The organism is Owariibacterium komagatae (genome assembly GCF_045865535.1).
Taxonomy (GTDB): domain Bacteria; phylum Bacillota; class Clostridia; order Oscillospirales; family Ruminococcaceae; genus Ruthenibacterium; species Ruthenibacterium komagatae.
The window spans coordinates 2,934,365-2,959,774 of record NZ_AP031406.1; the positions used below are offsets into that span (position 1 = coordinate 2,934,365).

Annotated in this window: 22 protein-coding genes; 19 read left to right on the forward strand and 3 right to left on the reverse strand. The window is 48.7% G+C overall.

Annotated elements, in window-relative coordinates:
• Window positions 1–175 precede the first annotated feature (175 nt).
• From ACKTS9_RS14745 to ACKTS9_RS14835, 19 genes are all read left to right on the forward strand, one after another.
• Entirely contained in the window at window positions 176–889 is a 714-nt protein-coding gene (locus ACKTS9_RS14745) for a tyrosine-type recombinase/integrase (RefSeq protein WP_407881712.1), read from the forward strand.
• Window positions 886–1,845 (forward strand): tyrosine-type recombinase/integrase, encoded by a 960-nt coding sequence (locus tag ACKTS9_RS14750; RefSeq protein ID WP_407881713.1) that lies wholly within the window; start codon window positions 886–888, stop codon window positions 1,843–1,845. The genes ACKTS9_RS14745 and ACKTS9_RS14750 overlap by 4 nt, the downstream gene beginning before the upstream one ends.
• A gap of 54 nt (window positions 1,846–1,899) precedes the next feature.
• Complete coding sequence (locus ACKTS9_RS14755; RefSeq protein ID WP_407881714.1) at window positions 1,900–2,220, forward strand: DUF6809 family protein; 321 nt, start codon at window positions 1,900–1,902, stop codon at window positions 2,218–2,220.
• A complete protein-coding gene (locus tag ACKTS9_RS14760; RefSeq protein ID WP_407881715.1) occupies window positions 2,217–2,717 on the forward strand; it encodes a DUF6550 family protein in 501 nt (166 codons plus the stop codon). Before ACKTS9_RS14755 ends, ACKTS9_RS14760 begins: the two co-directional genes overlap by 4 nt.
• A gap of 207 nt (window positions 2,718–2,924) precedes the next feature.
• Window positions 2,925–3,776: a TIGR02391 family protein gene (locus ACKTS9_RS14765; protein WP_407881716.1), complete on the forward strand. Its 852-nt coding sequence runs from the start codon at window positions 2,925–2,927 to the stop codon at window positions 3,774–3,776.
• A gap of 16 nt (window positions 3,777–3,792) precedes the next feature.
• Window positions 3,793–4,602, forward strand: coding sequence for a Hachiman antiphage defense system protein HamA (locus ACKTS9_RS14770; protein WP_407881717.1), 810 nt, complete (start codon window positions 3,793–3,795; stop codon window positions 4,600–4,602).
• Window positions 4,599–7,646 (forward strand): DEAD/DEAH box helicase, encoded by a 3,048-nt coding sequence (locus ACKTS9_RS14775; protein ID WP_407881718.1) that lies wholly within the window; start codon window positions 4,599–4,601, stop codon window positions 7,644–7,646. The genes ACKTS9_RS14770 and ACKTS9_RS14775 overlap by 4 nt, the downstream gene beginning before the upstream one ends.
• Window positions 7,647–7,716: 70 nt before the next feature.
• The gene (locus ACKTS9_RS14780; RefSeq protein WP_050617973.1) at window positions 7,717–7,932 is read left to right on the forward strand and encodes a helix-turn-helix domain-containing protein; all 216 of its coding nucleotides are present in this window, start codon (window positions 7,717–7,719) and stop codon (window positions 7,930–7,932) included.
• Window positions 7,925–9,379 (forward strand): RNA-binding domain-containing protein, encoded by a 1,455-nt coding sequence (locus tag ACKTS9_RS14785; protein ID WP_407881719.1) that lies wholly within the window; start codon window positions 7,925–7,927, stop codon window positions 9,377–9,379. The genes ACKTS9_RS14780 and ACKTS9_RS14785 overlap by 8 nt, the downstream gene beginning before the upstream one ends.
• A gap of 134 nt (window positions 9,380–9,513) precedes the next feature.
• Window positions 9,514–10,164 (forward strand): SIMPL domain-containing protein, encoded by a 651-nt coding sequence (locus ACKTS9_RS14790; protein ID WP_407881720.1) that lies wholly within the window; start codon window positions 9,514–9,516, stop codon window positions 10,162–10,164.
• Between the two features lie 17 nt (window positions 10,165–10,181).
• Window positions 10,182–11,960: a type I restriction-modification system subunit M gene (locus ACKTS9_RS14795; RefSeq protein ID WP_407881721.1), complete on the forward strand. Its 1,779-nt coding sequence runs from the start codon at window positions 10,182–10,184 to the stop codon at window positions 11,958–11,960.
• On the forward strand, window positions 11,953–13,227 hold the full coding sequence (locus tag ACKTS9_RS14800; RefSeq protein ID WP_407881722.1) for a restriction endonuclease subunit S: 1,275 nt from the start codon (window positions 11,953–11,955) through the stop codon (window positions 13,225–13,227). The genes ACKTS9_RS14795 and ACKTS9_RS14800 overlap by 8 nt, the downstream gene beginning before the upstream one ends.
• A 2-nt stretch (window positions 13,228–13,229) precedes the next feature.
• The gene (locus ACKTS9_RS14805; RefSeq protein WP_407881723.1) at window positions 13,230–14,204 is read left to right on the forward strand and encodes a hypothetical protein; all 975 of its coding nucleotides are present in this window, start codon (window positions 13,230–13,232) and stop codon (window positions 14,202–14,204) included.
• 2 nt (window positions 14,205–14,206) lie between these two features.
• Window positions 14,207–17,305, forward strand: coding sequence for a type I restriction endonuclease subunit R (locus tag ACKTS9_RS14810; protein WP_407881724.1), 3,099 nt, complete (start codon window positions 14,207–14,209; stop codon window positions 17,303–17,305).
• 549 nt (window positions 17,306–17,854) lie between these two features.
• Window positions 17,855–18,400: a helix-turn-helix domain-containing protein gene (locus tag ACKTS9_RS14815; RefSeq protein WP_407881725.1), complete on the forward strand. Its 546-nt coding sequence runs from the start codon at window positions 17,855–17,857 to the stop codon at window positions 18,398–18,400.
• A 178-nt stretch (window positions 18,401–18,578) separates the two neighbouring features.
• A complete protein-coding gene (locus tag ACKTS9_RS14820) occupies window positions 18,579–19,013 on the forward strand; it encodes a hypothetical protein (RefSeq protein ID WP_407881726.1) in 435 nt (144 codons plus the stop codon).
• Complete coding sequence (gene mobP3, locus ACKTS9_RS14825; RefSeq protein ID WP_407881727.1) at window positions 19,001–20,941, forward strand: MobP3 family relaxase; 1,941 nt, start codon at window positions 19,001–19,003, stop codon at window positions 20,939–20,941. Before ACKTS9_RS14820 ends, mobP3 begins: the two co-directional genes overlap by 13 nt.
• A gap of 69 nt (window positions 20,942–21,010) precedes the next feature.
• Window positions 21,011–21,229, forward strand: a complete 219-nt coding sequence (locus tag ACKTS9_RS14830; protein ID WP_407881728.1) for a helix-turn-helix domain-containing protein — start codon at window positions 21,011–21,013, stop codon at window positions 21,227–21,229.
• Between the two features lie 56 nt (window positions 21,230–21,285).
• A complete protein-coding gene (locus tag ACKTS9_RS14835) occupies window positions 21,286–22,515 on the forward strand; it encodes a tyrosine-type recombinase/integrase (protein ID WP_407881729.1) in 1,230 nt (409 codons plus the stop codon).
• A 50-nt stretch (window positions 22,516–22,565) separates the two neighbouring features.
• Here the strand turns inward: ACKTS9_RS14835 and ACKTS9_RS14840 are convergent, their stop codons facing one another.
• Genes ACKTS9_RS14840 through ACKTS9_RS14850 form a run of 3 tightly spaced genes read right to left on the reverse strand, consistent with a single transcriptional unit; the run spans window position 22,566 to window position 25,183 of the window.
• Window positions 22,566–24,170 (reverse strand): DUF2326 domain-containing protein, encoded by a 1,605-nt coding sequence (locus ACKTS9_RS14840; protein WP_407881730.1) that lies wholly within the window; start codon window positions 24,168–24,170, stop codon window positions 22,566–22,568.
• On the reverse strand, window positions 24,160–24,438 hold the full coding sequence (locus tag ACKTS9_RS14845) for an ABC-three component system middle component 7 (protein ID WP_407881731.1): 279 nt from the start codon (window positions 24,436–24,438) through the stop codon (window positions 24,160–24,162). Before ACKTS9_RS14845 ends, ACKTS9_RS14840 begins: the two co-directional genes overlap by 11 nt.
• Window positions 24,371–25,183 (reverse strand): ABC-three component system protein, encoded by an 813-nt coding sequence (locus ACKTS9_RS14850; RefSeq protein WP_407881732.1) that lies wholly within the window; start codon window positions 25,181–25,183, stop codon window positions 24,371–24,373. Before ACKTS9_RS14850 ends, ACKTS9_RS14845 begins: the two co-directional genes overlap by 68 nt.
• Window positions 25,184–25,410 lie beyond the last annotated feature (227 nt).

A 25,410-nucleotide genomic window follows, 5' to 3' on the forward strand; every position in this document is an offset into this window, starting at 1 on the left:
GTAATCCACATCGTTTGGAACAATAGGAAGTGTATTGTTCCGAATGATGCTGTATTATTCCGAACAATACAGATATATTATTCGGAACAGTTTTATTCTGCAAATACTCCGTTCTTTCAGTAGCTATTTCCTACTTTCTGTGATATTGTTCGTTTGCCAAAAAGGAGGCGATGATATGCAGAAAGAAAACAATCAGACGGTCGGGCAATGGTGTGACCAGTGGTTCACCGCCAACCGACACAAATGGAACGGCAACACCGAGGGTGGGTACCGCAATTTAATCTACAGCCACATTCTCCCCGGCATCGGAAGCGTGACCCTCTCAGCCCTGACGAAGCAGGCGGTCACAGATTTCTATGATAGCCTGCGAAGCCAGGGACTCAGTGCCAGAAGCGTCTGGTGCGTCCATCTACTTCTGCGCCGGTGTATGGACGAAGCGGCACAGGACCAACTCATTCCCTACAATCCGGTACGGCTCTGCCAGGAACCCAAGGCAGAGGAATACAAAACAGCCCCACTGCGCCTGGGGCAGCTCCAGCGTTATCTGAACGCAGCGGAGCAGTTCGGCGTGCTCCCCCTCATCTATACAGGACTATCAAGCGGCCTGCGGCAATGTGAACTGATCACCTTGTCGTGGGCCGATTTTTATGTCCGCTACCGGTACATCCTCAAAAGACAGCGCCTGCTGACTCTCAATGAGAAAGCGGCGTATCTCCTGAATCGGCTACCGGAAAACAGCTCACCCTATGTGTTCTGCAATCCAAAGACAGGAGCGCCGTACAAGCTCCATGAGTTCTATTATCTGCACAAGAAAATCCTGAAACAGGCAAGGCTCCCGTGGGTAGCCTTCCGGGATCTGCAGCGCCAGTGTATGGAGGTAGGAATATGACGCTCCGAGAATACATCAGCTTCTGGCAGGAAACCTACGACAAGCACCAAAGCAGGCCGACCACCTATGCGGCGCACAACTATGTATTCAAAAACCATATCCTTCCCGGCCTGGGAGACACACAACTCTCTGAATTGACATCGGAGATGGTCAGAGAATTTTTGGAGGAACGCAAGCATTTCGGTAATCATCGGCCCGGCAGCGCTGGCTTGGGCGAAGAAACTATGCGGCACATCCACCGCCTGCTTCAGCAATGCCTGGACCAGGCCATTCGGGACGGCCTGATAACAGAGAATCCTGCCAAGGCATTCCACTACCGCAAGTCAACAACGGTGAAAGCGAATATCATGACGCCTCTGGAGATGGAGGATTATCTGGATGCCGCCGAGCAATTGGGCTACCTCCCCATGTTCATGCTGGCGCTGACGGCAGGCCTCCGGCAAGGAGAGCTCATCGCCCTGAAATGGAGTGACCTCGATATTGAAAGCCGGACGCTGACAGTCGCGGAAAACCGTGCGGTGGTACGGCGAGAGCTGGTGGAGTACGGCAGTCAGACAAGGTCGATAAAGCTGACACCGGAGGTAGTCAACCTCCTGATTATGGAACACCGCAAGCACCCCAGCAGCCCCCTTATGTTCATGCACCCGGCCACGCAGAAACCCTTCTCACCACAGATGGTTCGTCGGATGCACAACGAGATCATCCAGGATGCGGGCATCGACCATATCCGGTATGTGGATCTCCGCCATACCTGCGCCATCCTCGCTCTGAAGAACGGCACGGATGCCAAGGAGTTGGCGCAGATGCTGGGACACTACCGGCCAACGATCACCCGGCAGAACTATGAACCTTATCTACGCCACAAGGCGCAAAAGGATGAGGATATGCCAAATGAGGCCACTCGGGACGAGCTGCAGCAGGCGGCGAATATTCTGGATAATCTTCTGAAATTCTGATAGCTATTCTGCCAAAGGTGTGGTATATGTTTGTGTCACAAGGAGGCGAAGCCCATGAAAAACAAACTGCTCAAAGAACTGTACGACTGCTTCTATGTGCCGCCAGAGCTCCCGGCGCAGAAGCAGGAAATCGAGGAGTGTCACCAGGCGCTCATCGAAGCATTGGAAAAGCCGGAACGCAGACTGGTACTCCAGATCATCGATGCCAAGGACCGCATCGTGGAGGATACATCCATCGACAGCTTCATCTCTGGATTTGAACTGGCGTGGAAACTCTCCATGGAACTGAACAATTATGAAAACGAGCGCTTAGTCTCCTGCCGCACCGGAAGACTGGGCGCTCGTTTCGCACTCAAGAAGGAGGAGCCAAAATGAAGAAGAAAATCATCATCACCGCTACATTCGCCGCCTGTCTCGCCCTGTGTGCCGCTGTGTGGCCACAGGCTGAAACGGTCAGGGAAACACCCCTACCGAGTGAAATGACCGCCGTGACCGCTCTACAGCCAACGCTTCAAAATACGGAAGAATGGGTGGTACCAGTGACAACAGAGAAAGAAAAGGCCGAAGTTGAGCCTACCCCGGAAGGAACCGTCGAGGAGCTGCCTGTACCCGCCACAGAAACAGAAAAGCAACCCAAAGCGGAGCAGGAACCTATGCCACCCACGAAGCCAGAACCAGATTCCGCACTGGTGCCGCCCACACAACCGAAATATGAGTCGATACCAGAGATGGAGCCAGAAGCCAGCAATAACAGCTCGGAGGATAAGGTCTATGTCCCCGGCTTCGGCTGGATAGAAAGCCAGGGACCCAACCATGTCGAGTACGCCGAGGATATGTACGAGAACGGCAACAAAATCGGCATCATGGGCTGACCTCAAAAACTGCGCCGCATAAACAATGAAATAACCGCAGGAGAGCAAAAAACATTCCTGCGGTTACCCTTTGCCAGTTGATAATTCAAAATCTCTCGTCTGGAAAGGAAATCACAAATCTGAAAACTGGATTTTCAATAGACAAAACGGCCTTCCTGTGTTAAGATTATCTTGTGTTAGTGCAAACTCAGTGTATGAGGTGTCTATATGAGTCAAATTATCCAAAGATTAGATCAGCAGCAATTGAAATCCCTTTGTGGTGTTGTGGCTCATACTTCTGAAGGATTGACTAAAAGCGAATTAACAACACTTTTAGGTCAATGCGGAATTTGTGCTGTTGATGACGGCTCCTCCCGTAATCAGTTGGGATATACCATAGGCTTAAACAAAAGAGACTGGCTTTACAATTGTCTGGTAACAGAGATAAACAAGAGCCAATCGTTTAATAGGGTCTTTTCGTTTTTGCAGGCAGCGCTGAATCCTGCTTCATACACGAGTGTTGATAGCAGGCAAAAATACAGGTACTTGTTCGAGGAAACAAACAAAATCCTTCTCTTTGCCGGGTTATCGATTGACCAAAGCGGACGATTGGTAGCAGTTTCGCAAGCTGAAACACTTACTGAAGTTGACCAGCGAGTCAACCACTTGAAAAAAGCTCTATATGACCGTGCCATACATTCTGAGGTACAGAAGTACTGTGTTGAAGACTATTTGAGAGCAGATTATTATGATGCCGTGTTTGAAGCGGCAAAAGGATTGGCTGAACGTGTCCGGCAGATTTCCGGCTTGACTACAGATGGTGGAACACTTTTTCAAACTGCGTTTTTCAAGAACGATCCTTATATCTTCTTTAACGCAATGAAAACAGATAGCGAGCGCAGCGAATTTACAGGCTTGAAGGAGCTGCTTGAGGCAATCTTCCACTTGGTTAGGAATCCAGCAGCGCACACACCCAAAGTTAATTGGAAAACCGATGAAACGAAGGCTCTTGATATACTTACATTAATATCGTTTGCACATAAGTATTTAGACGAGTGCCATCGTATGCCGGGAAAATAACGAGAGGATGCTTAGTATGGATAGACCTCAATATGTAAATTGGATTGTTCGAGAGGCCGGAGTGGTTTTCGAAGATCAGCAGCCATTGAACTGTTACAGGCTATCCTATGTCATAGATGACGCTATCCTCGATGACTGGGCACTTCACATTAGAAGGCATTATGTTCCAGATGATGAATTGGAAGAAGATGCCGCGTTGAACAAGTTGACGGTAGAGGAATACTTGCGCCAATATGTTATCCCGCAAAAAGGAGAACCATTTGGACCGACGGCACGGTCAAATGATATTAGCGAAATTCTATTTGCAGATTTATTTGAGTTCATCCTGAACTATGAAGTTCCACGGTGTAAGCAGCACAATCGTTCCGGCAAAAATGAATCTGAGTATGGCACAGATATAATTGCATACAGGTTCTTCGCTGAGGGAAAAGCCCCGCATAAAAACGATGAGCTTGTGGCAATAGAGGTAAAAGCGCTTCTTTCTTCAAATGAGGCCGGTAAAGTAATTAAAGATGCAGTTACCGATTCAAAAAAAGACGAGGATCGAGTTTCTCATACTTTGAATTACTACCGAAAAAAGCTCCGCTTTATGGGAAAGTCAACAGAAGCAGAGGATGTAGCAAGGTTTCAACAAAAAACCGAATACCCTTATAGAACATCCTATGTAGGGGCTGCTATTTCAAGCTTGCCAGCTATCGAAAAGAAAGTCATTGTCGGTATTAAGGGAGCAGATTTGGAATTGAAAACAGATCAGTCCGTTTTTTATGTCCATGGAGCAGATTTGATGTCCCTGACACATCAAGTATTCGAGAGGTGCATTAAATGATTTTCTCAAATACTTCAAATTATATGCTCAAATACCAAAAGGCCAAAGCAAAACTTGTAGAGTATGACATTCCGCAAAAGGATTATCCTAAGTTTCCATTAAATTCGAATGAACTATCCTATCCTGTTGTTTACATACTTTCTCGATACGCCGAAAGTGTCATTGAAAACAACGTAGCTGACATGGAAGAATTTTCACCACATTTAGTGGCTGCTTCACAATACTTTGATGCGGCTGTAGGAGCCAATGATCGTGCAGAGTATGATGTTGATTTTTTGCTGTCTGGAGCCGCGTCCTATTTCCTCTCTGATGACTTTGGAAGCGCCAAAGTTTTATGCTCTGAGTTTTTTGCGCGAATAAATCCAGAAACCAATGTTCCTCAAAAAATCATGGGTGACTTACTTGGGTATCTTCTACTGAATCGAGACTTTCATATAAGTGAAGATACTCCTGATGGAGAAAAAGTCTGCCGTTCATTGCTGGCCTATTACAACACCGGAGAAGGAGCGGAAGAAATACAGAATTTATTATCGGAGTATAGAAAAGTGATTTATGAAAATGATGCTCCGATGGAAATATACTATGTCGATATATTGTGCGCCATTGTCACGGTGGCTTTGTCCAAGTCATCGTGGAGCCTTCTACCCAGGTATTCCGAGTTAGATCAGTCCCTGTGGTCAGATTACCTTAAAAGCCCAAAGGCTCCAAGAATGCTGTGGCCAGCGCAACAGCTTATTGGCGAAAAGGGAGTTTTAAAGGGGCAGAGTGCGATAGTACAGTTGCCAACCGGAGTAGGAAAAACTAAAAGCATTGAGCTGATTATTCGTTCGTCTTTTGCCTCAGACAGGGCGACTACAGCAATAATAGTTGCTCCGCTCCGTGCTCTGTGCAATGAAATAGCAAATGATATGATTTCAGCATTTGGGGATGAGGTTTTAGTCAACCAGTTTTCTGATGTTCTCGAGGAAGACTTTTCCCTTGATTTATTCTTGTCCCTTAAATCGAAAATATTGATTTGTACCCCTGAGAAACTCAGCTATATCATTCATCACCAGGCTGATTTCCTGGATGAAATTGGTCTGTATATATTTGATGAAGGTCACATGTTTGATGACGGAAGTCGAGGGGCCATTTACGAATTGTTGATCTCTGAAATCCGGGGCCACATCTCGTGGGAAGAACAAATCATTCTTCTTTCTGCGGTACTTTCTAATGCCGAGCAGATTCAGAAATGGCTCTTGGGTGAAGCTGGTGTTTTAGCGTCAGATCCTAAAATTAAGGCAACACCCAAAACGATTGGGTTTGCCTCGCAAACAAAAGATATCCACTATTATTCTGATGATTCAGCGCAAGAAGATTTTTATGTTCCCCGCAGTATAGAGGTTATTGCATTACAAAAGCGTCCCCGCGAGAAAAAGCAACGCTATTTCCCGGAGCTAACAGACGCCAAAGACATTGCGATATATTACGCAAATAAGCTATGCAAAAATGGTGGAGCTGCCATTTTTGCTAATCGAACCAGTACCGTGCTGACCGTAATCAACAGAATTATTGAATTAAGGGATCGGGGACACGACCTCGCTGAGATTAAAGGAAACAGCGATGGCGAGGAAATGAATCGACTGGCACAATTGATGTCCGACTATTATGGGGAACAGCATCCATATACGATTGCCTGCTATTTAGGAGTTGTCCCGCATTATTCTAACTTGCCTAATGGACTGCGCCTTGCTGTAGAGCATGCCTGTAGAAACAAAGCTCTGCGTCTGGTTGCCTGTACATCTACCCTTGCACAAGGAGTAAACATTCCGATAAAGTATCTTTTTATGACCAGTTTTATGGTTGCGAGAAATAGCATTCAGATCCGCAGTTTTCAGAATTTGATGGGACGAACTGCACGCTCTGGAATGTACACTGAAGGAAGTGTTATTGTTACAGATCCGCGGTTGTTTGACAATAGAAATAACCGGATCAATGGTGGCAACTTGAGATGGAATGACTGTACAAAAATGTTCGATAGCAGCGCTTCGGAACCATGTGGAAGTTCTATTCTGTCATTAGTTCAAGATATTGTTATTGATTACCAAGCGGGATTTATTGGTTCAGAAGTAGCAAAGTTTATTATTGAAAACTACGGTAAAAATGATTGCTTCAATCAACTTATATCAGAGCTTTCTTCGGCACTTCTTGAAAGGTATCCGAGCAAGACCAACAATAATATTGCAGAATCAGTTAGTTTTCGGAAGCGTACCATGGAAGCTATCGAAAATCATCTGTGTTTCGTTTTTTCAAACGACGAAAATACAGATAGGCAAGCAATAGCATCTGAGATTTGCAAAGAGACGTTGGCATATTTTATGGCCAATGATGATGAAAAAGCCTTGTTAGAAAGAATCTTTGACATCATCGCATTGAAGATAAGTGAGTTTGACCATTCTCAGCTTAAGAATTATGCCAGAACTATGATTGGTATTGACCTTTCGTTACAGATTGAAAAATGGATAGCCGAAAACCACCTTACCCAGCAGAATTATACGAATGAACAACTGGTTAAGATGCTCATATCCTTTTTCCTGGAAACCCATACACTCAAGAAAGAAATAGGCTGCTTTGCGGATATTTGCCAAATGTGGCTTGATGGCTGTTCATTTGTTGAAATGCATGAGTGTACATCCTTGCCGATAGCGGATCTTGAAGATATCTGCAGTAAGTCCATTTCTTACGAATTGAGTTTCTTTGTGGGGAACATCATTGATATCATTGAGATCAATGACGAAGACATAGTAAATCCCTTGCCCAATTTGCTCCTCCTACAAAGAAGATTGAAATACGGAGTCAAAACAGAAACCGCAGTTTCGGTATGCGAGAAAATCTTTAATGACCGATTCCTTGCAAATCTTCTGGCAGACGAAATAGGCCATGATGCAATCGAGGCTAACAGCATCGTAGGTGTTATGAAGTCGCATAAAGAGGACATCTTGGATATCCTATCGGCCTATCCGACGTACTTTTCCGAGCGTCTCCAATGGATATGTAAGGATTAACTTCATGTCTTACGCCGAAACTTTTGGCTGCATCAATTGTTCGTGCATATGAAGAATCAGAGGTGAAAAAATGACTGTTTGCTATAATAAATTGTGGAAGCTACTGATTGATAAGAATATGAAAAAGAAAGATCTGCGGTTGGCCACCGGCATGTCTACCACTGCCCTTGCCAAGCTGGGCAAGAACGAGCATGTCAGCACGGAGATCCTCACCAAAATCTGCAAGGCGCTGGACTGCGACTTCTGCGACATCATCGAACTGGTGAAGGAGGAGCAGCATGATTGATTTTTCCAAGATAGAGCAGTATCGGGAGAATAACCGCATTGAGGCCAAGAAAGCCCTCGGCGGCCTGCCCAAGAGCATTTGGGAAACCTATTCTGCCTTTGCTAACACTCACGGCGGTATCATCCTGCTGGGCGTGGAGGAACTGGCCGATAAGTCCTTCCGTGCAGTGGATCTGCCTGATCCTGAGAAACTCATCAAAGAGTTCTGGGATATCGTAAATAACCCCAACAAGACCAGCGTGAATGTGCTGTCCTCCAAGGATGTGTTCGTTCAGGAGGTGGATGGCAACCATATCGTGGTCATCAATGTCCCCCGTGCAGAACGCTCCTACAAGCCGGTCTATGTATACGGTAATCCCCTCTGCACTTACCGCCGAAATGGTGAGGGCGACTACCGCTGCACCAAGGAAGAATATCAGGCCATGGTGCGGGATGCCTCCGTGAAAACCCAGGACATGCTCGTCCTCGATGAAATGGATATGTCCGTGTTCAACAGGGAGAGCATCCGCAGCTACCGCCAGAGAATGCGTCTGTCCCGTCCCGGCCATATTTGGGAGGCTCTGGAGGACGAAGATTTCCTCCTGAAACTTGGCGCCGTTGGCATTGGCTCCGATGGAAAGAAACATCCCACCTCTGCCGGTCTTCTTATGTTCGGCAACGAATACGACATTGTGCGGGAGTTCAACGCTTACTTCCTGGATTATCAGGAGCAGTATGACGCAGATACCCGCTGGACTGACCGCATCATCTCCTCCTCCGGCGACTGGAGCGGCAATGTATATGACTTCTATTTCCGGGTCTATAACAAGCTGATCCAAGACATCAAGGTACCCTTCAAGATGGAGGGCGGCACCAGAGTAGATGACACCAATGTGCATAAAGCCCTGCGCGAAGCATTGGCAAACTGCCTGGTCCATGCTGACTATTACGGCAGACAGGGCTTGGTCATCATTAAAAAGCGGGATGCCATCACTATGGCCAATCCCGGCGGCTTCCGCATCGAGGTCGATGCTGCGAAAAGCGGCGGCGTATCCGACCCCCGCAACGGGACCATGCTGAAGATGTTCAATCTGATCGATATCGGTGAGCGCTCCGGCAGCGGTATCCCCCTCATTTTTGGTGCCTGGCGTGAGCAGGGCTGGGCAATGCCTGCTGTCACAGAGCAACTTGAGCCGGAGAGAACAATCCTGACGCTCACATTTGAAAAAATCGGCGATAAAAAATCGGTGATAAAAATCGGCGATAAAAAATCGGCGATAAACGCAAAAATGAAGGAAACCATTATTGCGTATTTTACCGACAACCCCGAAGCAAAAGCTTCCTCGATTGCTGAGTATATCGGCCTGAAGCCGTCCCGCACAAGAGACTATCTGAATGAATTGATCGCGGAAGGAATCGTTGTCGCTGAAGGCAGTAACCGTAACAGAACCTATCGGTTGAAGGCGTAACTGTTCTTATAGAGATATTGTTGAGCATATAAAAGAGCCCACTCAGGATTAAGTCCGTTTTTTGGGACATGTAAGCCTGTAAAATGCTAATATGGGAGATTGCAAAAGTCTCCAGAAAACGGAGGTAGCGATAAATGGCAAGAACGATTACGGTAAAGGGCATTGGCAAAGTATCCGCAAAGCCCGATTATGTGGTGTTTTCCATGACTTTGGAATCCAAGCATAAGGATTACGATAAGGCAATGGATATGGCTGCCGACCATATCCAGCAACTCAATGAAACGCTGTGTGGTATAGGCTTTGAAAAGGGCTCTGTTAAGACCACGAACTTTAGTGTCCGCACGGACTATGACCGTGTGAAAGACCGCAACGGTAATTATCAGAGCGTATTCTGCGGATATGAAGTGACCCACAATCTGAAACTCGCTTTTGATTTTGATATGGGCAGACTGTCCCAGGCACTTTCCGCCATTGCCGGTTGCCTGTCTCATCCGCAGCTTTCGGTGGCATTTACCGTGAAGGATGCAACGGCGATCAACGAGGAGATGCTCCGCTCCGCTACCGCCAATGCAAAGAAAAAAGCCGAGATCCTATGCGAAGCATCCGGCGTTACAATGGGTGACCTCATTGCCATTGACTACAATTGGGGAGAACTGGATATCTACTCCCATACCCGTTATGACTGTTGCGAGGACGCCATGCCTTTGATGGCAAAATCCATCGATATCGACCCTGATGATATTGACGTGAGTGACACGGCAACATTCGTATGGGAAATCAAGTAAGGAGGAACACCTCTGTTATGTCTATGAATGAACTGCAAAAGCAGACAAATGCAAATATACAGGCGAAGGCCAATCTGATCTGGGAAATTGCCACCCATCTGGTGGGCTTGTTCAAACCCCATGAGTATGGCAAGGTCATTCTTCCCATGACCGTGCTGAAGCGTTTTGATGACGCTCTGAAGCCCACCAAGGCCGCTGTTGTTGAAATGGCAAAGAAACTGGATGCTCAGAAGGTCGAGGGCACTGTACGGGACGGCATTCTGTGTCGTATTTCCGGTTACGATTTTTACAATACCAGCAACTATGACTTTGCAAAGCTGATTGCCGATCCCGATGGCGTGGAAATCAACTTTGAAGCCTATCTGCAGGGTTTCTCTTCCAACATCAAGGATATCATCGACAATTTTGACTTCTCTAACACTGTCAAGCTGATGGTCAAGGGCGGCGTTCTATTCGTGACTCTGCAGGAGTTCAACTCCGCCAAGGCCGATATGTCCCCAGACAAGATCACCTCCGCAGACATGGGCTATATCTTTGAAGAACTGATTCGGAAATTCTCCGAGTCTTATGACGAACAGGCCGGTGCTCACTTCACCAGCCGTGACATCATCTATCTGATGACTGAGCTTCTCGTTGCACCCGAAAAGGCTGAAATTATGGCAGAGGGTTGCACCAAGACCGCCTATGACATGGCAATGGGTACTTCCCAGATGCTTGGCTGTCTGACCGAGCGCCTCCAAGAGATCAGTGAGGATGCAGCCTTGACCTGCTTCGGTCAGGAGTTCAACCCGGAAACTTACGCCATCGCAAAGGCTGATATGCTTATTAAGGGCGGCAACGCATCCGGTATGAAGTTCGGTGACACCCTGAGTGACGATGCCTTCTCCGGCTATGAGTTCGACTACATCATTTCCAATCCGCCCTTCGGCATCGACTGGAAGCGCGAAAAGTCCCAGGTGGAAGCGGAAGCAAAGAAGGGCTTTGACGGTCGTTTTGGTCCCGGCCTGCCTGCCATCTCCGATGGCCAGATGCTGTTCATGCTGAACGGCGTGAAGAAGCTGAAGGAAGGCTCCGGCAGAATGGCGATCATTCAGAACGGCTCTTCCTTGTTCACCGGTGACGCCGGTTCCGGTGCATCCGAGATCCGCCGCTATGTCATCGAGGGTGATCTGGTGGAAGCCATCATTCAGCTGCCCACTGACCTGTTTTACAACACGGGCATCTCTACATACATTTGGGTCATTACCAAGGGTAAGCCCATGCACCGCAGCGGCAAAGTTCAGCTGATTGATGCCAGCAAGTGCTTCGTGAAGCGCCGCAAGAACATCGGCTCCAAGCGTGTTGATCTGGATGATGCTTGTATCGAACTCATCCTCCGTGCATATGAGGGTTTCGTGGATGAAACCTACGAGGAGAATGGTCTGGTTGTGGAGTCCAAGGTGTTTGACAACAGCTTCTTCGGCTTTACCAAGGTGACTGTGGAGACTGCCCAGGCAGATACCGACGGCAAGCCCGTTTTGAAGAAGGGCAAGAAGCAGCCTGTCAAGGGTGCGTCTGATACTGAGATTATCCCGCTGTCCGAAGATATCGAGGCCTATATGGAAAAGAATGTGCTGCCCTATAACTCCCTTGCCTATATTGACCCAGCCAAAAGCAAGATCGGATATGAGGTACCCTTTACCCGCCTGTTCTACAAGTTTGTGGCTCCGGCATCCTCCGACTCCATCTTTGAGGAGATCAAGGCATTGGAGGCAGAGGAAACAATCCTGATGAAGGAGTTGTTTGGCCATGCGTGAGATGAAAGATAGCGGAGTCCAGTGGATTGGAAGTGTACCTGCTTGTTGGAATATGGTTCCGACGAAACACCTGTTTCAAGTGGTGTCGGGAGCAACACCCCAAGCTGGCCATGATGAATACTGGGATGGTGACATTATTTGGATAACGCCTGCCGACTTCAAAACCGACGATCGTGATATATCAAAAGGAAAACGGACACTGACACAGCAGGGGGTTAATTCATGTAGCACGACGCTTGTACCCGCTGGAAGCCTCATTTTCTCAAAACGCGCACCGATTGGTGCGGTTGTTGTAAGTTCTGTTGATTTGTGTACAAATCAAGGCTGCCTTTCGAGTATCCCATATAAACCTGAACTAACTTGTGTGCGCTATTTCTACTATGTGATGGCCGTTGCAACGGAACAATATGAACTTTTGGGGTCTGGCACGACTTTCAAGGAAATATCTGCAACGAATTTTTCCAATTTTGTATTGCCAGTACCAGTCTATGAGGAGCAACAACAAATCGTTGCCTACCTTGACACCAAGTGTTCCCAAGTTGACACCCTCATTGCCAATGTTCAGGCACAAATTGAAAAGCTGAAAGCATACAAGCAGAGCGTGATCACCGAGGTTGTTACCAGAGGAATTGACCCGTCTGTGCCAATGAAGGACAGCGGGGGTGAGTGGATGGGATATATCCCGGCGCATTGGAGCATAGCACGAGGAAAGTACCTATTTAAGGAGTCTGACCTGCGTTCTGCTGACGGAAGTGAGGAATTGCTGACCGTATCTCAATACACAGGCATTACACCCAGATCCCAGAAAAATGTAAATATGTTTGAAGCTTTGTCCCTTGCGGGCTACAAAATCTGCAAAATCGGTGATATCGCGGCAAACACAATGTGGATGTGGGCCGGGGCAATAGGCGTGTCTCAGTACCAGGGGGTCATAAGCCCTTCGTATAATGTTTATCGTCAAATTGGCACTGCATATCATTCCAAATATCTGGATTACTTACTACGCATCCCACCCTTGGTCCAGTGTTACGAATCTCAATCGACAGGTATTCGTGCCTCTCGGTTAAGATTGTATCCGCAACAATTTTTGAACATTAGGTTTCCAGTTCCCCCTTATGTCGAGCAGGAGGCAATGGTTTTAGTGCTTGAGAAAAGATGTGAAAAAGTAGACCAACTTATCACCATCAAACAAGCCAAAATCGACAAGCTGAACGAATACAAAAGATCCCTCATTTATGAGTACGTCACCGGCAAAAAGGAGGTATAGTTATGATTAGCATCCCTGTAACACTGCAATCGGATGAGAACGGATATTTTGACCGCGAGTGTCCGAATGAAAACTGTCTATATCAGTTCAAGATCAAGCTGAAAGATTGGGAAGATAAGGTTTCCGATGAGGAAGTACATTGCCCGATGTGCGGTCATGTTGATACCTCTGATAAGTGGTGGACGCAGGATCAGCTTGAGCAGATACAGAAAATCGCATCGAACTATGCAATGAACTATATCCAAGCCGAATTGGACAAGTCTTTCAGACGCCTTGAACGCTCAACTCGCAGCAACAAGTTTTTTAAGATAACATATAAGCCCGGGAAAAGAGTTTCATTTATCAACAATCCCATTGGTCAGATGCCGGAATGGGAACAGGAAATAACTTGTGAGAAGTGCGGCACCACTTACAGTGTCATCGGCTCAGCTTACTTTTGCCCGTGTTGTGGCTATAACTCGGCGAGTTCTTCTTTCTCAGAGTCGTTGGATACCATTCAAAAAATGCTTGATTCTGTCGATCAAATGAAAACTCTGTTCAGTGAAAAATACGATTATGACAAGGCTGAAACCATGTGCAGAAGCATGATTGAAGGGAGCCTTGGCGACTGTGTTTCTGCTTTTCAAAAGTTCGCAGAGCGTCGGTACATAGAAATAACCGGGAAAAATGCCCGTGTAAATGATTTCCAGATTATAGAAAAAGGAAGCAATCTATTCCGCAGTGCGGTTGGCTATGGCTATGAGAAGTGGCTCTCCGAATATGAGCTGGGTATGCTAAAACTCTATTTTCAGCGGCGGCACCTATTTGAACACAACAACGGAATGGTTGATGAACAGTATTTGTCCAAAACTGGCGAAACAAACTATTCTGTTGGGCAACGATTAATTATTAGGAAAAATGAAGTTGAGGAAGTGCTGAAAATACTGAAGAAACTTGGCGACGGAATCCTTTCTATCAGTCCTATTCAGGAGGCTTGAACATGGACACTTCCGAAAAAAGATTCGAATACGACATAGAACAGCATCTCATCTCTCATGGCTATGAGCAATTTAACGGGCAGGACGCCGAGGGCGACTGGGTACATATCCGCCAGCATGACATCGCCAAGTGCATCTATATGGATGTGCTCTGCGAATTCATCGCCAAGACCCAGCCCAAGGAGTGGGCAAAGTATACCAAGTATTACGGCGACAAGGCTGCGGACAAGCTGTACCACCGCCTGGAGACCACCATTTCCAACCAGGGCTTGCTGTATGTCCTGCGCAACGGCATCGAGGACATGGGCTGCAAGCTCAAGGTCTGCTTCTTTCAGCCCGAGTCCGAACTGAATCCTTTGGCAACGGAGCGCTACGAGGCAAATATCCTCGGCTGCGCCCGCCAGTTCCGCTATACCACCGCCAATACCAATACCATTGATATGGTGCTGTCCGTGAACGGGATTCCCGTGGTGGCTTTGGAGTTGAAAAACCAACTGACCGGGCAGGACTATGTCTGCGCCATCAACCAGTTCAAGCATGACCGCAGCTCCAAGGAGTTCGCGTTCCGTCTGAACCACCGCTTCCTGCTCTACTTTGCCGTTGACCTCTACGAAGCGTGGATGACCACACAGCTGGCGGACGGTGCAACCCGTTTCCTGCCCTTTAACCAGGGCAGCAATGGAGCGGGCAATACCGGCGGCGCAGGCAACCCTGCCAATCCCAACGGATACGCCACCAGCTACCTGTGGGAGGAAGTGCTCCAGCGCGACAGCCTGCTCGACCTCATCCACCGCTTCATTTCCTTTGTAAAGGAAAAGGAAGAAGTGGTCAAGAATGGTGTCACCAAAACGGTCACCAAAGAGAAGATGATCTTCCCCCGCTACCACCAGTACGATGTTGTAAAGAAGGTCCTGACGGATGTGAAGCGGAACGGTGTCGGCACCAATTATCTGATCCAGCACTCCGCCGGCTCCGGCAAGTCCAATTCCATTGCATGGATCGCCTACAGACTGGCATCCATCCATGACGCGGAAAACAACGGCCTGTTTGACTCTGTCATCGTGGTTACAAACCGCGTGGTGCTGGACAGCCAGCTGCAGGATACCATCAACAGCTTCGAACACCAGGCGGGGTTGGTGGAGGCCATTGACGACAAAAAGAACTCCCGCAGCCTTGCGGAAGCCATCAACGATAAAAAGCGTATTATCATTTGCACCATCCAGAAGTTCCTCTTTGCAAAGAAGGATATGGAGAAGTTTCGTGGCCGCAAGTTCGCCATCATCATCGACGAGGCCCATCAGGGCCAGAATGGGGAGAGCGCAAAATCCCTCCGCCGCAGTCTGATTGATATTGGCGTTGCCATCAAAGAGTATGCCGAAGAAGTCGGAATCGAAGAGGAAGAAGTTGATCTGACCGACGAGTACATCAATGCAGTCATCGGTCAGGGCAGACATGACAATCAGTCTTTCTTTGCTTTTACTGCTACCCCCAAGGAGCAGACTCTGGAATCCTTTGGTACCGTGGTGGGAATGACCCCGGACGGCGAATCCATCAAGGCTCCGTTCCATGTGTACTCTATGCGGCAGGCCATAGAGGAAGGTTATATTCTGGATGTGCTGGCAAACTACACCACCATCCGTGAGGCATTCAAGCTGATCCGTGTTTCTGAGGACAACCCGGAACTCATTGAGGGTCAGGCATCCCGTGCGCTGTTCAAGTATTACAAACAGCACGGTTATACCATCGCTCAGAAGACGGAGATGATCATGACCAACTTCCTGGAAAACTGTCGTTATCAGATTGGCGGTAAGGGCAAGGCCATGGTCGTGGCAGACAGCCGTGCAAACGCAGTCCGCTATTATCTCGCAATCAAGAAATACGTTGCTGACCATGCCGAGCAGTGCGTTGGTTGCGATGCGATGGTTGCTTTTTCTGGCGAAGTTACCCTGGATGACTATCCGAGTGAAAAACCCTTTGCCGAAGCTACCATGAACCTGGATGAGGACGGCAAGTATATCACCACCGACAAAAAGTTCCGCAAGGCGTTTCACAGCAGCCAGTACAACATTTTGGTCGTTGCGAACAAGTATCAAACGGGCTTTGATGAACCGCTGCTCCACACCATGTATGTGGATAAGAAACTGCGCGATGTTACCGCAGTTCAGACTCTCTCTCGTCTTAATCGTACTGCTTCCGGAAAGAACAGCACCTTTGTTCTGGATTTCGAGAACACCGAGGAGGATATCAAAGGTGCCTTCCTGCCGTACTATGAGACCACGACACTTGAAGGTAGCACTGATTTGAATCAGGTCTATGACCTCCGCAATAAGATTCGGGATTTCATGCTGTACAATTTCGATGATGTGGAGACCTTTAACAAATTCATGGCAACCCAGGCAGGCAAAGACCAGGATGCTGTTGCCCTTGGCAGACTGGCAGGTATGTTCCGTCCCGCAATTGCTCGGTACATGGATCTGAGCGAGGATGACCGCTATTCCGTTCGGGACTATGTGCGAAAGTTCAATAAGGCGTATGCTTTTGTTACGCAGTTGGTGCGGCTCCATGACAGGGATTTGTTTAACGAATATCAGTATACCCTGCATCTCGTTCGACTTCTTCCGAGAAGCGGCGGCGATGAAGTTGTGGATATTGAGGACAAAATCAAGCTGGAGTACGCTTCCCTCACCGAGACCTTCCGTGGAGCAATCGTTCTGGATGAGAAGCCGCCTGTATTTGTGCCCGGCGGCAGCACCGCGCCGAAGGTACCTAACAAGAAGAAAGATACCCTCCAGAGCATCATCGACAAGGTGAACGAACGCTTCAGTGGAAACTTCACCGATGCCGACCGCGTCATTATTGAGGGCATCTATCAGATGTTCATGAAGGACTCCGAGGTTAAGAAGTTCAGAAAATATGCCAAGGACAACAGTACCGAAATGTTCGTGCGGTCTCTGTTCCCTGATAAGTTCCGCGATATTGTGACCCAGTGTTTCCTTGATAACAACGACTCCTTTGCAAAATTGTTTAACGACCCGGATTTCTATCAGAAGGTTCAGGAAGCAATGGCTCAGGAATTGTACAAGGCATTGAGAAAAGAATAATGCAACACAACAGAAGGAGCTGAGTCCGCCAGGTCTCAGCTCCTTCGTTCACAATGACTACTCTGTTCGCTGAACTCCGCTCAACTGCAGAACTTTTTAGTATGCCCGAAAAGAGATAATTTTATGCACCCCTACTTGACGGAAAGAATTTCCTCTGCTAAAATAATTGCGAAGATGATGTGAATCATCTCCAAACGACAACTGAATATCAGACCTCGACCCGAACTCATCAATTGAGTTCCATCGATTTTTATATCGACGACTTATATACCATCAGTAGACTTACATATCCGAGGTTGGACAAGACCTCGCGGCACAAGAAATACAGTGCCGCTGATTTTGCTGTCCGACCACAGGAGATATGTAGGTCTTTTTCTTTTTCTGCCGAAAGAAAAATCGCACCGTCATCCCGGCAACAGCGCAGGAGGCCGCTGCGCTCTACACCGGGAAGTGGAGTGTGATGAGATAGCAGAGAAAGAAAACTGGCCAGTAAGTTTCAAGACACGGAGCTGACACACAGTGCAACTCCAACCACACAGGAGGTATGAATTGAGTTTCAACAAATGGCAAAAGCGCAGCGCAGAGAAAAACTATTTTCTGGTCCCCAACGAGATTTTCAGTCTCGGTCTGGACTACCGGGAGATCTCCCTCTACACCTATCTGCTCCGGTGCGAAAACCGCGAAACCTACCAGTGCTATCCCAGCTACAAAACCATCGGCAAAGCAATCGGTATGTGCGAGAACACGGTGGCAAAGTATGTGCGGCAGCTTGAGGAGAAAGGTCTCATCTGCACCGAGCCGACGCTCGTGCAGAGCAGAGATGGAAAGCCGCTGAACGGAAATCTTCGCTATACCATCCGTCCTATCCAGGGTGCAGTCGAAGCGTTCTATGAACGGCAGTTCCGGCAAGCGGAGGAGGATGCCGCCCGTTACCGTGCGGCACAGCTTCTCGAAAAATCCAACGCCCAGAGCCGCCAGAACGCCCTGTGTGCGCCTTTCCGGGAGGAAGGGAGTCCCAGTCCCGACCAGGGGCTTGAGGACGAATTTGACCCGCTTTCGGAGGAGTTTGCGAGGACGAACGGAAAAGCAGGATAAAGACCTGGCGTCGCAAGCGCCGCTCGGTCGGCCACTTCTGCCCGCAGTGCGGGCAGTTTCGGGGTACGAAAGCTGGCGTCTTTGACGGGCAGAAAAGATGCCGTTGGCGTCAGCTTTCCCCCAAAGCTCCATATTGCAGGCTTTTCACAGATGTCTGATAGAGAAAAGGAGGAATTGAATGAGCAATGAAACCAAAGAGCGTTTCCCGCTGCGGATGAAGCCGGAAACCAGCCGGAGACTGGAGCAGTGGTACGCTGCCGACAACTGCAGAAGCAAAAATGAGTTTGTGGAAAAGGCAATTAACTTCTATGTGGACTATCTCGAGACCCAGGACAACCAATCTCTGTTGCCCACGGCGCTCCAGGCTGCGCTGGACGGCAGACTGGGTCGGCTGGAGGACCACATCGCCAGGCGGGAGTTCACCAGAGAGGTGGAGCTGGATCTTCTCATCGGGATCATCGCGGATGCGGTGGAGGTAGACCGGGATGAGCTGAAGCGCAGACGAGCGGCGAGCGTTCGGAATGTGAGAGCCACCAACGGACTCATCTCTCTGGAGAAGCGCGCACGCTCCGCCGGAGAGCTGGACTGGGATGATGACGAATGGCAAGACTAATTTTGAAAAGTCCCTACATCAAAAGCACCGGCGGCGCTGCCGGCTACCTTCGCTACATCGCAACCCGGGAGCGGGTAGAGATTCTTCCGGATGACCGTCCGCCCACACGAAAGCAGGAGCAGCTCATCGCAAAGCTGGTGAAAGACTTCCCGGACACCAAAACCCTCTACGAGTATTGGGACTACCAGACAAAGCCTACCAAGGCTGCGGCCTCTGCCTTCATCACCCTGGCGCTGGAATCCAACTGGGATGCGCTCCATCAGTCGGAGCAGTATATGAAGTACATCGCCACCCGGCCTCGGGCGGAGCGGCTCGGCTCCCACGGACTGTTCGGAGACAGTGACAGTGTCTCGCTGGAAAAGGCCATGGAAGAACTGGAACACTACACCGGCAATGTGTGGACGCACATCATCTCTCTCAAGCGGGAAGATGCGGCGCGTCTGGGCTTCGACAATGCTATGGCATGGAGAAATCTCATCCGCTCCCACCGCAACGAAATCGCAGCGGCAATGAAGATACCGCCCGCAGACTTCCGTTGGTACGCCGCCTTCCACGACGAAGGCGAACACCCGCACATCCACATGATGGCCTGGTCTGCCAAGCCTGGACAAGCCTACCTCTCCAAAGAAGGCATCCGACAGATCAAATCCAAGCTGACCAACGACATCTTTCGAAACGAGATGCTCCACCTCTATGAGCAGAAGACAGAGTCCCGGGACAAGCTGGTGCGGGAAACGCGGCGCGCCATGCTGGATCTGATACAGAGTATGCGGGAGGGCATATGCAACCATCCAGACGCCGAGCAGCTCATGCAGAAGCTGGCGGCGCAGCTGGAAACGGTCAACGGAAAGAAAACCTACGGCTACCTCCCCAAGCGGCTCAAGCGGCTGGTGGACGAGATCGTAGACGAGATAGAGCGGCTTCCCGTTGTGCGGCGATGCTATGAACAATGGCTGATGCTTCAGGGAAAAGTGGATAGCTACTACCACGATAAGCCCAGGGAGCAAATCCCGCTCTCACAGCAGAAAGAGTTTCGTCAGATCAAAAACGCCGTCATCCGGGAAGCGGAGCGGCTGCGGCAGGGCGAGATCACCTTCGAAGAACGGGACCTCGGCCAGCAGGACGAGCCGGACCAGTTCCGAAATAGCTCCTATGAGTACTGGAGATTGCAGGAGATCCTCCGGGAGGAACAGATGACGCTGGAGGAGCGGAGCGAGGCAGTCTGTGAATTGGAGAAGCTGGCGAAGGATGGCGACCGCTACGCTCAATACCTGCTGGGCAAACTCTGGCGGGACGGCCCTCTGCTGATTCCTGATGGAGTGGAATCACGGTACTGGTTTGAACAGGCTGCCCGGCAGGGGCATCTGGTCGCACAGTATGCCCTTGCCAAGCTGTATCTCTCTGATGATCTGGAGGTGCATGACACCGCACGGGGCGTGGAGTGGCTGCGCTACGCTGCGGAAGGCGGCAGCAGCTGGGCCATGTACCGACTGGGCAAAGAACTGCTCCGTGGCGAGATCATGGAAAAGGATACGGCGGGTGCGGTGGATTGGTTCACCCAATCTGCCGAGCGTGGGAATCCCTATGCTCAGTATATACTGGGCAAGCTGTACCTCATAGGAAAAGAAGTGCCCCACGATAAGGAACAGGCTGACCTCTGGCTGACCCGGTCGGCCAATCAGGGGAACGAATATGCCCAATACCTTCTGGATTACATGGAAGAAGGGCGTTCATCCTCTGCGATGCTGGCGGTGACACGGCTGCTCCACCACATGAGCCGGGTGTTCCAGGACAACTCTATTCCCAAGTCCCGCCCCGGCGGAATCCAAATCGACCGCAAGCGGCTCAAAAAGCTGCGGGAAAAGAAAATTGCCCTGGGCCACAAGCCGGATGACCATGAGGAACAGTGGCCTGAAATGACCATGTAAGCGGCGCAGGAAATGAGCCGCAAAACAAAGAATAAAATCCCTTCCCATGGAAGGGTAGAAAGGAATCCAATGAAACGATCCAAGTACAACTCTTTTAATGAACTCCCTCTGATGCTGACCGTACAGGATGTAGCCGATGTGCTGGGCATCGGACTGGCTCATGCTTACGAGGTGGCTCACCGGAAGGATTTCCCCACCATCACCTTGGGCAGCCGCATCATCGTCCCCCGCGATAAGCTCATGGCGTGGATCGACGAGAAGGCCGCAAAAAAATCTGAAATATTGTGATAGCTATTTCCGAGATTCTGTGGTATTTGTTTGTGTTGCCAAAGGAGGGATGACTAATGGCAAAGAAACGAGCAAATGGCGAGGGCAGCATCCGAAAGAAGCCCAATGGCCGCTGGGAGGGCAGATACACCCAGGGTATCGACCCCAGCACCGGCCGAGCCATTCAGAAAAGCGTGTCCGCCAGGACGCAGGCCGAATGCAAGGAGAAGCTGGCAAAGGCTATCCGGGATAACCGGGGCATTCCGGTCAATCACAACGAGGACTACACCGTAGCGGAATGGTGCAGGCTGTGGTTTGAAACCTACAGCAAACCTGTGATTCGCCCCAACACCGCCAAGACCTACGAGAATGTCATCGAGAACCACATCGTGCCGGCCATCGGGGGAGTAAAACTCAAGCGACTCACCGCCATCCAGATTCAGAAGATGTACAATGATTCCAAAACCAAGGGGCGGGTGCAGCGCTTCGAGAAGCAGACCAACACGGAATTGTCCGGAAGTACGGTACGGCGCATCCACATGGTGCTGGCTGCGGCGCTGAAGCAGGCGGTCAAGGAGCGGATCATTCCATACAACCCCTGCGACAACTGCCGCATCCCGCCCAAAGAGAAAAAGGAGATGACCATCATCCCGCCGGAGAAGCTGGGGGTATATCTCCGCGAGGCGGAGAAGTACGGCGTGCTGCCCATGTTCTTCCTGGAGTTATCCAGCGGCCTGCGGCGTGGAGAGCTGCTGGCACTCCAGTGGGATGACCTGAATGTAAAAGACCGGATATTATCGGTGAGCAAGCAGGTCACTCGGATTGACGGGGAGCTGGTAGTAACGGAGCCGAAAACCAAGAACTCTGTCCGCAAGGTGGCGCTGTCTCAGCAGGCGGTGGATATGCTGGTGCGGGAACATGAACAGCACCCTGACAATCCCATCCTGTTCCCGTCGCCCCGCACTGGAGGCTACTGGAGTCCGGACGCGGTGTCCAGAATCAATCGCAAGCTGCTGGCAAAGGCCGGCATCGAGGAACATGTGCGCTTCCATGATCTGCGCCATACTTTCGCCACCATGGCCCTCTCCAGCGGCGTGGATGTGAAAACGCTGTCCAGTATGCTGGGCCACTTCAGCGCCGGGTTCACCCTCGATACCTATACGCATATCACCAACGATATGCAGAGAGGTGCAGCGGAGAAGATCGGCGGCTTCATGGAAACTGCCACGGCCAAGCCGGAACCGGAGCCGCCTGACCTGCCGGAGGAGAGCCGGTGTAAGGTGATACCGTTCGAGAGAGTGGGATAAGAGCAACTGGGCTCGCCAGAAATGGCGAGCCCATAAAAATTGCAGATAGATTATCCCCAGGAGCGTCCAAACAATTCTTGACCGTTACTGGTCAATCTCAATACAGCAGAATCACTAAGAAGGCGAGATGTCTTTTCGCTATACGAATCCTGCTTATCCAGGGCAATAATGATTTGCTTGCCGCAGGTAGAATACAACTCAATAATTTTTTCAATCGCATCGTCTGAAATCTGCTTCAGTACAACCGAATCATGTACCAATATCGGTAGCTTTGTTAGATTCAACACGGCAAGATCATATACAACAAGTCCTTTGTATGCAATACCGGTTCCGGTATCGTCCGGGGTAAAGAAATCATATCCAGTGTCAGTAAAATTCAATACAGGAGCGTTGTAGGACCCCTCGTAAATAGCATCATTGAGTCGGCTCATTTCATCGTTAAGTCGATAAGAAACTAAAGCTAACTGCCTTTGTTTAATTGTTTTAAGCCGCTCTGAATCAGCATTACGTGCCTCCTTTAGCTGCTGGAGCTTTTCATAGGCATCATTTTCTTTTTGCATCCGGTCTTTCTCGCGAAGTAGTTCTGCGTGACGGGTCAGGATAACCTTAGAGAGGTTGGGGTTTTGCACCAATTCCTGCAGTTGATCTTCGTACTCGTGAATGATCTGGTCATACTCAGCCAGTTCCTTTTCGAGTTTAGAACGTTCTGCTCTCAGTTCAGCCTTGAAAACGGAGGAAATCGTTTTATGAAACCCCTCAATTTCATCCAAGTGTGCAACAGCTGCATCTGGGAAAAATTGTAGTAAGTCAGCAAAGGAATCAGTAGTAGAAGAAAAAGCATAGTTGCCATTTTCATCAAGCATATTCCACCGGGCTCGAACTCTGCTTTTTGAGCGACGGGCTCGGGATAAAAGTCGTTTAATGTAAATAGCTTGTTCAGAGGCCTCGGCGTCTACATCGAGCAACCCGCGTTCCAGACCAGAAGACAGTTCTTCAATTTGATTGGAAAGATTACGAATTTCTTTTTCGTTTTTCACATAGTCCCGCTTTGTAATCTTGGCAATGAACTGTAAAGATTGTGCTTTCTTATATGCAGCCAGTTCAGCCTCAGAGTGTTGGGCTTCCGCTTCTGTTTCTTTGAGAGGGGCATATGCATCGAAAAGTTTTAGAAGCGCAGAACACGCCTTTTCTGCTTTCTCAGTTGCGCGATAGTGTAACGGATGGCGTTCGTCACAATTATTTTTACCGTATACTCGAATATATCGACCGACTGCATCACGAAAAGACAGTTCTGGCAAAGATATTGCGTACTTCAAATCCAGCCACTTGCAGTAATCAGTCAGTGCAATTTCCTCAACCTTCTCATAAGAATCATTACATTTCCAAACGGTATGAGCACTAATGCTGTTTCGGCAGAATTTGAAAGTTTCTTTGCCAAAAACAAAAGTAAAATATATATCATGGGAACCAACGTTCTCGATTATGTCTGCTGTGCCTGCATATGTGCTGCCGCCAAAGACATAGTCTACGATTAGCAGAAAGGTGGATTTTCCAATGGAGTTGTCACCTGTATTGGTGCCCAACACCACACTAAGCCCTGGATTAAAAACAATTTGTTTCTGATGGAATTTATCACAGTAAATCTCACGCAACATAACAGAGCACCTCGCGATCTGCGTCGTAGATAACTTTATGGAGTGCATACAGGCAATCCAGTGTATCCAAGAATTCCTCAATACTGCTGAAATGATTCATAGTAGCTTCGTATAGTGCAAGGACACCAGTGTCTGCATTATGTAATGCCGTGAGTACTGGCGGAAATTTGCTAATCACACTCTCGCTATAAGATGTGATTTTACTCGGTAATCTCATGGAACACCTCGCAGTTCTGTACAAAAAAAGATACGACAGCTTCGCACGCATCTCTGGATGTTGAGAGTGTTTTTGTCATCACCCAATCAACCAGCCGATTGAATATATCAGTTTTGTTGTCTGAGATGCCTTCCAGTTTCATGAAACAGCTTTTTATCTGGAGACTAAGAACTGTCAAACGGAAGCCATTGAGCCCTTCTAACTCCTTGAAACAATCACGGATATAGGGGTAATAAATGGTGACATACATACCAATTAGGTTTTTTAAATGAAAATCTTCCGCAGCGAATTTTTTTGTCAGACTGACTGGGGTATAGTTTAGCTTGGCAAGTTCATCCTCACGCAGGGAACAAAACTTTTCGACCACATTTGCAATTTCATGCTCCAAACCCATTGTCAAGGTAGCCTCATGGAGATCCGTTAACTGGAGTAAATATTTCTTTTTATTGTAGAGATTCAAATAATCTTCTTGCGTAGTGTGATAATCCTGCTCTGCATGACAATCTTTGCACAGTGCAATCTTGTTTTCGAAAGATTCAGAATTATCGCCTAAGCGTGGAAGTGCGCTTAATCGCTCATACTGTTCCTCGGTCGGACTGTTCGGAAAAATATGGGCAATTTCATACAGCTTATTTGTTTTCTTCTGCCGTCTATGCCGAAGACTTGCTCCGCAGAGAGGGCATGAAAACGAAACTTCTTTCAAGTACAGCTGTTGATCGGCTTCAGAGGGTGCCTTGCGCTCTTTCAAATAGGGATCAGCTGCAATTGCTTTTGCAATAGCATCATTTTTTGCCACAATAATCACGCTCCCTAATTGACCAAAATAAAAAACCGCATGGGAATACACCCACACGGCTACCTTGGTGGCACAAAGGCTCACCGTAAAATTATTATAAAGGATAAGACTGGAAAACTCAAGAATTTGTCGTATCCACAACGAAAAAACAGCAATCATACCAGTTAGGGATGGGTTAGGGATTTTGTGTTTTCAGCGGCTATCCTCGCTCATACGCCCACAGCTTT

Bases quoted from the DNA above. Each gene is read 5' to 3' on its own strand.
- ACKTS9_RS14745 (WP_407881712.1), top strand. From the start codon at position 176: ATGCAGAAAGAAAACAATCAGACGGTCGGGCAATGGTGTGACCAGTGG.
- ACKTS9_RS14750 (WP_407881713.1), top strand. From the start codon at position 886: ATGACGCTCCGAGAATACATCAGCTTCTGGCAGGAAACCTACGACAAG.
- ACKTS9_RS14755 (WP_407881714.1), top strand. From the start codon at position 1,900: ATGAAAAACAAACTGCTCAAAGAACTGTACGACTGCTTCTATGTGCCG.
- ACKTS9_RS14760 (WP_407881715.1), top strand. From the start codon at position 2,217: ATGAAGAAGAAAATCATCATCACCGCTACATTCGCCGCCTGTCTCGCC.
- ACKTS9_RS14765 (WP_407881716.1), top strand. From the start codon at position 2,925: ATGAGTCAAATTATCCAAAGATTAGATCAGCAGCAATTGAAATCCCTT.
- ACKTS9_RS14770 (WP_407881717.1), top strand. From the start codon at position 3,793: ATGGATAGACCTCAATATGTAAATTGGATTGTTCGAGAGGCCGGAGTG.
- ACKTS9_RS14775 (WP_407881718.1), top strand. From the start codon at position 4,599: ATGATTTTCTCAAATACTTCAAATTATATGCTCAAATACCAAAAGGCC.
- ACKTS9_RS14780 (WP_050617973.1), top strand. From the start codon at position 7,717: ATGACTGTTTGCTATAATAAATTGTGGAAGCTACTGATTGATAAGAAT.
- ACKTS9_RS14785 (WP_407881719.1), top strand. From the start codon at position 7,925: ATGATTGATTTTTCCAAGATAGAGCAGTATCGGGAGAATAACCGCATT.
- ACKTS9_RS14790 (WP_407881720.1), top strand. From the start codon at position 9,514: ATGGCAAGAACGATTACGGTAAAGGGCATTGGCAAAGTATCCGCAAAG.
- ACKTS9_RS14795 (WP_407881721.1), top strand. From the start codon at position 10,182: ATGTCTATGAATGAACTGCAAAAGCAGACAAATGCAAATATACAGGCG.
- ACKTS9_RS14800 (WP_407881722.1), top strand. From the start codon at position 11,953: ATGCGTGAGATGAAAGATAGCGGAGTCCAGTGGATTGGAAGTGTACCT.
- ACKTS9_RS14805 (WP_407881723.1), top strand. From the start codon at position 13,230: ATGATTAGCATCCCTGTAACACTGCAATCGGATGAGAACGGATATTTT.
- ACKTS9_RS14810 (WP_407881724.1), top strand. From the start codon at position 14,207: ATGGACACTTCCGAAAAAAGATTCGAATACGACATAGAACAGCATCTC.
- ACKTS9_RS14820 (WP_407881726.1), top strand. From the start codon at position 18,579: ATGAGCAATGAAACCAAAGAGCGTTTCCCGCTGCGGATGAAGCCGGAA.
- mobP3 (WP_407881727.1), top strand. From the start codon at position 19,001: ATGGCAAGACTAATTTTGAAAAGTCCCTACATCAAAAGCACCGGCGGC.
- ACKTS9_RS14830 (WP_407881728.1), top strand. From the start codon at position 21,011: ATGAAACGATCCAAGTACAACTCTTTTAATGAACTCCCTCTGATGCTG.
- ACKTS9_RS14835 (WP_407881729.1), top strand. From the start codon at position 21,286: ATGGCAAAGAAACGAGCAAATGGCGAGGGCAGCATCCGAAAGAAGCCC.
- ACKTS9_RS14840 (WP_407881730.1), bottom strand. From the start codon at position 24,170: ATGTTGCGTGAGATTTACTGTGATAAATTCCATCAGAAACAAATTGTT.
- ACKTS9_RS14845 (WP_407881731.1), bottom strand. From the start codon at position 24,438: ATGCGTGCGAAGCTGTCGTATCTTTTTTTGTACAGAACTGCGAGGTGT.